General features: G+C 47.2%; 2 protein-coding genes. Both read right to left on the reverse strand.

From position 1 onward, the window contains the following. Window positions 1–193 precede the first annotated feature (193 nt). The gene (locus tag ACOMHB_RS20615; RefSeq protein WP_448218017.1) at window positions 194–5,143 is read right to left on the reverse strand and encodes a hypothetical protein; all 4,950 of its coding nucleotides are present in this window, start codon (window positions 5,141–5,143) and stop codon (window positions 194–196) included. Between the two features lie 380 nt (window positions 5,144–5,523). Next, on the reverse strand, window positions 5,524–10,239 hold the full coding sequence (locus ACOMHB_RS20620; protein ID WP_448218018.1) for a hypothetical protein: 4,716 nt from the start codon (window positions 10,237–10,239) through the stop codon (window positions 5,524–5,526). Window positions 10,240–10,477: the final 238 nt, after the last annotated feature.

The raw sequence follows: 10,477 nt of genomic DNA on the forward strand, positions 1-10,477 counted from the left end.
CTCATAGATCCCGGCTAATAAAATCAGCTTCTGTGAATCCATTCGCTAGTGGAAAAAATTCGTACGTCATCCGGCTTAGGCCTGATGATTCACGTTTGCGCTAGATTTTATAGCACCGCACTGGCAAGCTTGCTATGAACAGAGTTGGCAGACAGTTTGTATTTAGAAGCCTTATCAAACGACGAAAGTCTTTTTAAAAAATACTCCCGCATTCATCAAGCAGCTCCAGTTCCTGACAACTCTGATAAACATCAGGATCAACATCGGATAATAAAGGGTCTTGCTTTTTTAACTGTTCTATTTTGTTGTACGCCCGTTGCCTCCATGCTTCCAGTATGTGGGTAGCGCTATCGATTCTGGCTTTTTTAAGGAGGGTCGCTGTATGCATAAGCTCCATTTCGCTCTCATACTCCTCCAGTAAATTCAGTATTTCGGTGCCAAAAATTTCTGTCTGGTTGAGCTTTAACCATAAACTGCCAAACGCCTGTTTTTGTGGTTCCAATTCATTCTCTGGCTGATAGGCTTCAGCTTGCCTGGATTGAACGTTATCCAGTTTCTGCCATTGATCTGCAGTCAAATAATAGTGTTCAGATATCCCGGTGATTTTCAAAAAAGTCCTGAACTGCTCCTCTGACCAGTTGCTGATGGCCATTTTTTCACTCTGTATTTTCAGCTGTGGCATTGGGTAGCGATAGGTCTGAACATCATCACCCGATACTTCAACCTCAAGCCACTGACCTTTGACGGTAAAAGACATCTTATTGAGGTTCTGCATCAACACAGAGATATAGCTCAGGGCCAACTGTTCTCCTGATTGGATAAGTCCGGAGACAGGTATCTCAACATGGTTATTGTCGGTTGTTCGCATCCCGGACAGAAAGTGATCGGGAATATCGTTATCCCAAGGTAGAAGACTATGGGTTTTGAGCAGTGCTTCGAACAGTATCTGGATGCCTCCTTTGGTGATGTCATGGGTTTTTAGTTGCAGGCAGGCTTCAAGCAGCTTCTTCAACCAATGGGAAGAATGCTCTTTGCTGAGTTTTTGCAGGGCACTCAACGAGGGAAACAGATCAAATACAGCCTGAGCATGGCTGGCATCAAGAAAACGCAGCTGATTATCTTTTGTTAAGGGTTGCAGAATTTCCAGATAGAGCCTTTGCATAGAGTCGAGTTTCAGCACCGCCGACAAGGGTTGCAACCGGGCTGAGTACTGCTCCCATAGTCTTTTATCCGGCAATGACTTCAGCCGCTTGGCAAAAAAGACAAAACGCTCCCTGCCTTCATCGGAAGAACACAGGAACATTGCTCTATTTAACATGTGCAAAGGCACGGCTTTTATTGAATGACGCCACAAAAAATGCTGATCCTGTTGATTAGCCTGAAGGTAGCGTTTGACGCTTTTCCCTCCAGAAGAAGATAAAAATCCTATCAATGATTCCAGCATCAGAAGCGTTTTAGTCTCTTTATGCAATTGGCAGAACTCTTTTAAAACCCTCCATTTTAGCGACCAGTCTGGCTTAGGGGTGGAAAGATAAAGAGCAACTGTTTTTATCTGGCGATTGTATTTATCCTCTCCTTCATTATCCGGGTTGCTGTGTTCTCCGGTAAGTTCTGTAAGCAGTAACTGTTTCAGTTGTGTTTCCCAGTGTTGCAGCATCTTGATAGCAGGTAGCCCTGTTGATACCCAGAGCCTGGACATGATTTGCAGTAGCCTGTGATTGGGCGCTCTGCAGCAACCTATCCAGTCCAGCACTTTTTTCACAGGATCATGCTTGGGCAAGCCTTGGCCATGATTCATAGACGAGAAAACGCGGAACAGCTTCATATTGAGCTCGCCACCCTTGTGTTTCCACTCAGACCAGCCGAGCACCTCTTTCACTTTTTCATGTTTGAGCATACCTCTGTTATTATTCATGGATGAAAAGGCGCGGAACAACTCCATATTGAACTCGCCATTCTTGCCTTTCCATTCCGGCCAGCCCAACATCTCTTTCACTTCCTTTTGTTTGAGCATGTCTTTGCCACTATTCATGGACGAGAAGGCGCAGAACAGCTCCATATTGAACTCGCCATCCTTGTCCCTCCATTCCGGCCAGCTCAGCACCTCTTTCACTTGCTCATGCTTGAGGATGCCTTTACCATTGTTCATGGATGAGAAGGAGCGCAACAGCTCCATACTGAACTCGCCATCCCTGTCTTTCCATTCCGGCCAGCCCAGCACCTCTTTCACTTGCTCATGTTTGAGCATGCCTTTACCATTGTTCATGGATGATAAGGAGCGGAATAGCTCAATACTGAACTCGCCATCCTTGTCTTTCCATTCCGGCCAGCCCAGCACCTCTTTCACTTGCTCATGTTTGAGCACGCCTTTGCCATGATTCATGGATGAGAAGGAGCGGAACAGCTCCATACTGAACTCACCATCCTTGTCCTTCCATTCAGGCCAACCAAAAATCTCTTTCACTTCCTTTTTTTTGGGCACGCCTTTACTATTGTTAATGCATGAGAAGGAGCGAAACAGCTCAATGTTGAACTCGCCTTCTTTGTCCTTCCATTCCGGCCAGCCCAGTAACTCTTTCACTTCCTCATGTTTGAGCATGCCTTTGCCACTATTCATTGACGAGAAGGATCGGAGCAACTTCGTATTAAACTCGCCATCCCTGTTTTTCCATTCCGGCCAGTTCAGCACCTCTTTCACTTCCTTTCGTTTGAGCATGCCTTTACCATTGTTCATGGATGAGAAGGAGCGGAACAGCTCCATATTGAACTCGCCATCCTTGTCTTTCCATTCCGGCCAGCCCAGCACCTCTTTCACTTGCTCATGTTTGAGGATGCCTTTACCTCTGTGCATGGATGAGAAGGAGCGGAACAGCTCGATATTGAACTCGCCATCCTTGTTTTTCCATTCCGGCCAGCCCAGCACCTCTTTCACTTGCTCATGTGTGGGCACGCCTTTACCACTGCTCATGGATGAGAAGGAGCGGAACAGCTCTAAATTGAACTCGCCATCCTTGTCTTTCCATTCCGGCCAGCCCAGCATCTTTGTCACTTGCTCATGTTTGAGCATGCCTTTACCATTGTTCATGGATGAGAAGGAGCGGAAATACTCAATGTTGAACTCGCCATTCTTGTCCTTCCATTCCGGCCAGCCCAGCAGCTCTTTCAATTGCTCATGTTTGAGGATGCCTCTACGATTGCTCATAGACGAGAAGGAACGGAACAGTTCCATATTGAACTCGCCATCCTTGTCTTTCCATTCCGGCCAGCCCAGCACCTCTTTCACATGCTCATGTGTGGGCACGCCTTTACTATTGTTCATGGATGAGATGGAGCGGAACAGCTCCATATTGAACTTGCCATCCTTGTCTTTCCATTCCAGCCAGCCCAGCACCTCTTTAACTTGCTCATGTTTAATCATGCCTTTGCCATGATTCATAGATGAGAAGGAGCGGAATAGCTCAATACTGAACTCGCCATCCCTGCCTTTCCATTCCGACCAGGCCAGCACCTCTTTCACTTGCTTATGTTTGATGATGCCTTTGTTATGATTCATGGATGAGAAGGAACGGAACAGCTCCATATTGAACTTGCCATCCTTGTCTTTCCATTCCAGCCAGCCCAGTACCTCTTTCACTTCCTCATGTTTAATCATGCCCTTGCTGCTATTCATAGACGAGAAGACGCGGAACAGCTCCATACTGAACTCGCCATCCTTGTCTTTCCACTCCGGCCAGCCCAGCATCTCTTTCACTTCCTCATGTTTGGGTAAGCCTTGGCCATTATTCATGGACGAGAAAGAGCGGAACAGTTCGATATTGAACTCGCCATCTTTGTCTTTCCATTCAGACCAGCCCAGTATTGCTTTCACTTGTTCATGTGTGGGCACGCCTTTGCTATTATTCATGGACGAGAAAGAAGTCACTACCTCTAAACTCGCTAAATATTCGAGTTCATCCTGGTTACGCTCTGCAAAACTGCGGATATGTTTTTTGCTATTATTCAGCATGCTGGTCAGCATGCCTGTATTTTTGACGTTTTCAGAAAGGTGCCCAAAAAAAGCAGCGGCATTATCGAAGAAGCCATTAAAAGAATCTCTATCTACGAAACCAGACAGCTTATAAAAAGTGTTTTTTACAGTGATGTTTTTTTTCTTGAATACCGCCACCAGGGTTTGCACTTTTTCCAGCTCTTCCTGACTTAATTCGTACTTGATATTTGCTTTTATATTTCCTAACGGATCATCGGGAATTTGAGTGTCTGGCGGTTTCTTTTTTTTGGCCGCTGGTTCAGCAACAGCGGTTGAATTATTTCTCTTTCTACCCGGACCCTTCTTTTTTTTCGGAGCGGGTTCTGATGAATCCGGTTCTGTTTCTTCCCGGATTCGTCTTACCCTTTTGTTACCTTGAATGCCCGACAGGCACTTGTTGCACAACAACGCTGAAGCTGCTGTCTGATTTGCGACACGTCCTAATTCCTGTGGATTCAGTGCTTTGTCACACTTCGAACAAACGACAACTGAATTTCCGGTATTCTGCTCAGCTGAGGGTTCTAGTGGGTCATCGCCTCCACGACCATTGGCGCCTGTCGAACCGGTTCCCCTGTTACAGGCAGAAGGTCCACTTGTCTGGCCGGTCTGACCTGTTGTTGCGGTCGTTGATGCTTTGGTCTTTCGGGAGGTTGTATTCCTTTTCCCGTTACCCGCCTGTCGGCCAGAATATTTGCCAGAAACCATCTCACGGTAAACTCTGAGTTCCTGACCATTCTCTGCCAACCATGTCTGAACCAGCCCCGGTTGAATCGTGCCAGGGTCTGACCTTTCCAGATCAAGAAGATCAGCTTCAATCACCATGATCCGGTCTGACAAAATCCGCGCCAGCGTGGTCTGGCCTGATATAATCGCCCATAGTCGTTTGATTTGTAATATTATAAGCAGTTGCTTTTTTTGCTGCAGACAAGTTTGGACAGGATCAGGAATAGCTCCGAGGTCGTCATTCCCGCGTAGGCGGGAATCCAGCTCCAACGGTAGATCCCTGCCTTCTCGGGGATGACAAGGCCAGGGGGGCACCGGGCAGTATGGTTCTGGTGGTGAGTCAGTGTGGATTCCCGCCTTCGCGGGAATGAAGCCGGGAATGAAGGGAGTCAACTCGTGACACCCTCGAAGAGGATCAGGCTGTCCAGGTTCAGCCAACTTATTGGAATACAGGAAATAAGCTGGTAGCGGGCTTGAGCCGACTAATTCCAATGCCTGCAGCGAATTTCCAAACAACATCGTCACTAGCACAAGCAGTGATCGGACTATCGAGCAGGCAGCTTTTTTTTGTTGTGAGCGTCTCATAGATCCCGGCTAATAAAATCAGCTTCTGTGAATCCATTCGCTAGTGGAAAAAATTCGTACGTCATCCGGCTTAGGCCTGATGATTCACGTTTGCGCTAGATTTTATAGCACCGCACTGGCAAGGTTGCCATGAACGGAGTTGACAGACAGTTGATTTTTAGAAGCTTTATAAGACGACACAAGTCTTTTTAGAAAATACTCCCGCATCCATCAAGCAACTCCAGTTCCTGACAACTCTGATAAACATCAGGATCAACATCGGATAATAAAGGGTCTTGCTTTTTTAACTGCTCTATTTTGTTGCACGTCCGTTGCCTCCATACTTCCAGTATGTAGATAGCGGTATCGATTTTGGCTTTTTTTAGGAGGGTCACTGTATGCATAAGCTCCATTTCGCTCTCATACTCCTCCAGTAAATTCAGTATTTCGCTGCCAAATATTTCTGTCTGGTTGAGCTTTAACCATAAACTGCCGAACGCCTGTTTTTGTGTTTCCAATTCATTCTCTGCCTGACATGCTTCAGCTTGCCTGGATTGAACGTTATCCAGTTTCTGCCATTGATCTGCAGTCAAATAATAGTGTTCAGATATCCCGGTGATTTTCAAAAAAGTCCTGAATTGTTCCTCTGACCAGTTGCTGATGGCCATTTTTTCACTCTGTATTTTCAGCTGTGGCATTGGGTAGCGATAGGTCTGAACATCATCACCCGATACTTCAACCTCAAGCCACTGACCTTTGACGGTAAAAGACATCTCATTAAGGTTCTGCATCAACACAGCGATATAGCTCAGGGCCAACTGTTCTCCTGATTGGATAAGTCCGGAGACAGGTATCTCAACATGGTTATTGTCGGTTGTTCGCATCCCGGACAGAAAGTGATCGGGAATATCGTTATCCCAGGGTAGAAGACTATGGGTTTTGAGCAGTGCTTCGAACAGTATCTGGATGCCTTCTTTGGTGATGTCATGGTTTTTTAGTTGCAGGCAGGCTTCAAGCAGCTTCTTTAACCAATGAGAAGAATGCTCTTTGCTGAGTTTTTGCAGGGCGCTCAACGATGGAAACAGGTCGAACACAACCCGGGCATGGCTGGCATCCAGAAAACGCAACTGTTGATCCTTTGTTAAGGATTGCAGGATTTCCAGATAGAGCCTTTGCATAGAGTCGAGTTTCAGCACCGCCGACAAGGGTTGCAACCGGGCTGAGTACTGCTCCCATAGTCTTTTATCCGGCAATGACTTCAGCCGCTTGGCAAAAAAGACAAAACGCTCCCTGTCTTCATCGGAAGAACAAAGGAACATTGCTCTATTTAATACGTGCAAAGGCACGGTTTTCATTGAATGACGCCACAAAAAATGCCGATCCTGTTGATTAGCCTGGAGGTAGCGTTTGATGCTTTTCCCTCCAGAAGAAGATAAAAGCCCTATCAATGGTTCCAACATCAGAACCGTTTTAGTCTGTTCATGAAATTGGCAGAACTCTTTTAAAACCGTCCATGTTAGTGACCAGTCTGGCTTAGGGGTGGAAAGATAAAGAGCGACTGTTTTTATCTGGCGATTGAATTTTTCGTCATCTTCTTCATCCTCTGAATCGCTATTGTATTCGTCATTTTCCTCATTATCCGGGCTGTTATGTTCTTCAGTAAATTCTGTAGACAGCCACTGTTTCATTTGTGTTTCCCGATGTTGAAGCACTTGAATAGCAGGTAGCCCCTCTGATTTCCAGAGTCTGGACATAATTTGCAATAGCAGATGACTGGGTGCCCCCTGGTAACGTATCCAGCCCAGCACTTTTTTCACAGGCTCATATTTGAGCAAGCTCCGGCCATTATTCATGGACGAGAAAGCGCGGAACAACTTCATATTGAACTCGCCCTTGTCTTTCCATTCCGGCCAGCTCAGCACCTCTTTCACTTTTTCATGTTTGAGCATGCCTTTGGTATTTTTCATGGACGAGAAGGCGCGGAACAGCTCCATATTGAACTCGCCCTTGTCTTTCCATTCCGGCCAGCCCAGCACCTCTTTCACTTGCTGATGCCCGAGCACACCCTGACCATGATTCATCGACGAGAAAGCGCGTAATAACTTCGTATTGAACACACCATCTCTGTCTTTCCATTCCGGCCAGCCCAGCACCTCTTTCACTTGCTTATGTTTGAGCATGCCTTTGCTATGATTCATAGACGAGAAGGCGCGGAACAGCGCCATATTGAACTCGCCATCCTTGTCTCTCCATTCCGGCCAGCCCAGCACCTCTTTCACTTGTTCATGTTTGAGCATACCTTTGCCATAATTCATAGATGAGAAGGCGCGAAACAGCTCCATACTGAACTCGCCATCCTTGTCTTTCCATTCCAGCCAACCCAACATCTCTTTCACTTCCTTTTGTTTGAGCATGCCTTTGCCTCTATTCATAAACGAGAAGCCGCGGAACAGCTCCATACTGAACTCGCCATCCTTGTCTTTCCATTCCAGCCAAGCGAGCACATCTTTCACTTGCTCATGTTTGAGCATGCCTTTGCCATGATTCATAGACGGGAAGGTCTGGAACAGCTCCATACTGAACTCGCCATCCTTGTCTTTCCATTCCGGCCAGCCCAGCACCTCTTTCACTTGCTCATGTTTGAGCATGCCTTTGCCATGATTCATAGATGAGAATGAGCGGAACAGCTCCATATTGAATTCGCCATCCTTGTCCTTCCATTCCGGCCAGCCCAGCACCTCTTTCACTTCCTTTTGTTTGAGCATGCCTTTGCCGTTATTCATAGACGAGAAGGCGCGGAGCAGCTCCATACTGAACTCACCATCCTTGTCTTTCCATTCCGGCCAGCTCAGCACCTCTTTCACTTGCCCATGTTTGAGCATGCCTTTGCCATTGTTCATGGATGAGAAGGCGCGGAACAGCTCCATACTGAACTCGCCATCCTTGTCTTTCCATTCCGGCCAGCCCAGCATCGTTTTCACTTGCTCATGTTTGAGCATGCCTTTGCAATGATTCATAGATGAGAAGGTGCGGAACAGCTCCATACTGAACTCGCCATCCTTGCCTTTCCATTCCGGCCAGCCCAGCACCTCTTTCACTTGCTCATGTTTGAGCATGCCTTTACCATTGTTCATGGATGAGAAGGCGCGGAACAGCTCCATACTGAACTCGCCATCCTTGCCTTTCCATTCCGGCCAGCCCAGTACCTCTTTCACTTCCTTTTGTTTGAGCACGCCTTTACCATTATTCATGGATGAGAAGGCGCGGAACAACTCCATACTGAACTCGCCATCCTTGTCCTTCCATTCGGGCCAGCCCAGCACCTCTTTCACTTGCTCATGTTTGAGCATGCCTTTGCCATTATTCATAGACGAGAAGGGGCGGAGCAGCTCCATACTGAACTCACCATCCTTGTCTTTCCATTCCGGCCAGCTCAGCACCTCTTTCACTGGCTCATGTTTGAGCATGCCTTTGCCATTGTTCATGGATGAGAAGGCGCGGAACAGCTCCATACTGAACTCACCATCCTTGTCTTTCCATTCCGGCCAGCCCAGCATCTCTCTCACTTCCTCATGCCTGGGTACGCCTTGGCCATTATTCATGGACGAGAAAGAGCGGAACAGTTCGATATTGAACTCGCCATCTTTGTCTTTCCATTCAGACCAGCCCAGTATTGCTTTCACTTGCTCATGTGCGGGCACGCCTTTGCCATTATTCATGGACGAGAAAGAAGTCACTATATCTAAACTCGCTAAATATTCGAGTTCATCCTGGCTACGCTCTGCAAAACTACGAATATGTTTTTTGCTATTACCCAGCATGCCGGTCAGCATGCCTGTATTTTTGACGTTTTCAGAAAGATACCCAAAAAAAACGATGGCATTATCGAAGAAACCATTAAAAGACTTTCTATCTACAAGACCAGACAGCTTATAAAAAGTATTTTTTACAGTGATGTTTTTTTTCTTGAATACCGCTACCAGGGTTTGCACTTTTTCCAGCTCTTCCTGACTTAATTCGTACTTGATATTTGCTTTTATATTTTCTAACGGATCATCGGGAATTTGAGTGTCTGGCGGTTTCTTTTTTTTGGCCGCTGGTTCAGCAACAGCGGTTGAATTATTTCTCTTTCTACCCGGACCCTTCTTTTTTTTCGGAGCGGGTTCTGATGAATCCGGTTCTGTTTCTTCCCGGATTCGTCTTACCCTTTTGTTACCTTGAATGCCCGACAGGCACTTGTCGCACAACAACGCTGAAGCTGCTGTCTGATTTGCTACACGTCCTAATTCCTGTGGATTCAGTGCTTTGTCACACTTCGAACAAACGACAACTGAATTTCCGGTATTCTGCTCAGCTGAGGGTTTTAGTGGGTCATCGCCTTCACGACCATTGGCGCCTGTCGAACCGGTTCCCCTGTTACGGGCAGCAGATCTGCTTGTTTGGCCGGTCTGACCCATTGTCGCGGTCGTTGATGCTTTCGTCGTTCGGGAGGATGAATTCTTTTTCCCGTTACCCGTCTGTCGGCCAGAATATTTGCCAGAAACCATCTCACGGTAAACTCTGAGTCCCTGACCGTTCTCTGCCAGCCATGTCTGAACCAGCCCCGGTTCAATCGTGCCAGGGTCTGACCTTTCCAGATCAAGAAGGTCGGCTTCAATCACCATAACCCGGTCTGACACAATCCGGGCCAGCGTGGTTTGGCCTGTCATAATCGCCCATAGTCGTTTGATTTGTAATATTATAAGGAGTTGCTTTTTTTGCCGCAGACAAGTCTGGACAGGATCAGGAATAAGGGTAAGGACAGGTTGGCGCTCTGGGTCAGGACTCGTGCTGTTTCCGTCAGGAGGCTTATCGTCATCATCTCCTCCGGCGGCGCCCCTGGCGATCAGTCCATTAGAAGTGTTCTCCAGAACTTCAGGGGGCACGTAAAACTCCAGCAACTCGTTCCCACGCTCCGGAGGCTGTCGCAAAAGCCCAACAACTCGTTCCCACGCTCTGCGTGGGAATGCATACCTCCCCTGAAAAGCGGACTCTGCAGCTCGAGATAGGTATGGATTCCCACGCCTGGGGCCCACAGGGCCTAAAAGCATGGGAACCAGAGTTTTGTGACACCCTCGAAGAGGATCGGGCTGTCCAGGTTCAGCCAACTTATTGGAATACAGG

The organism is Endozoicomonas sp. 2B-B (assembly GCF_053470045.1).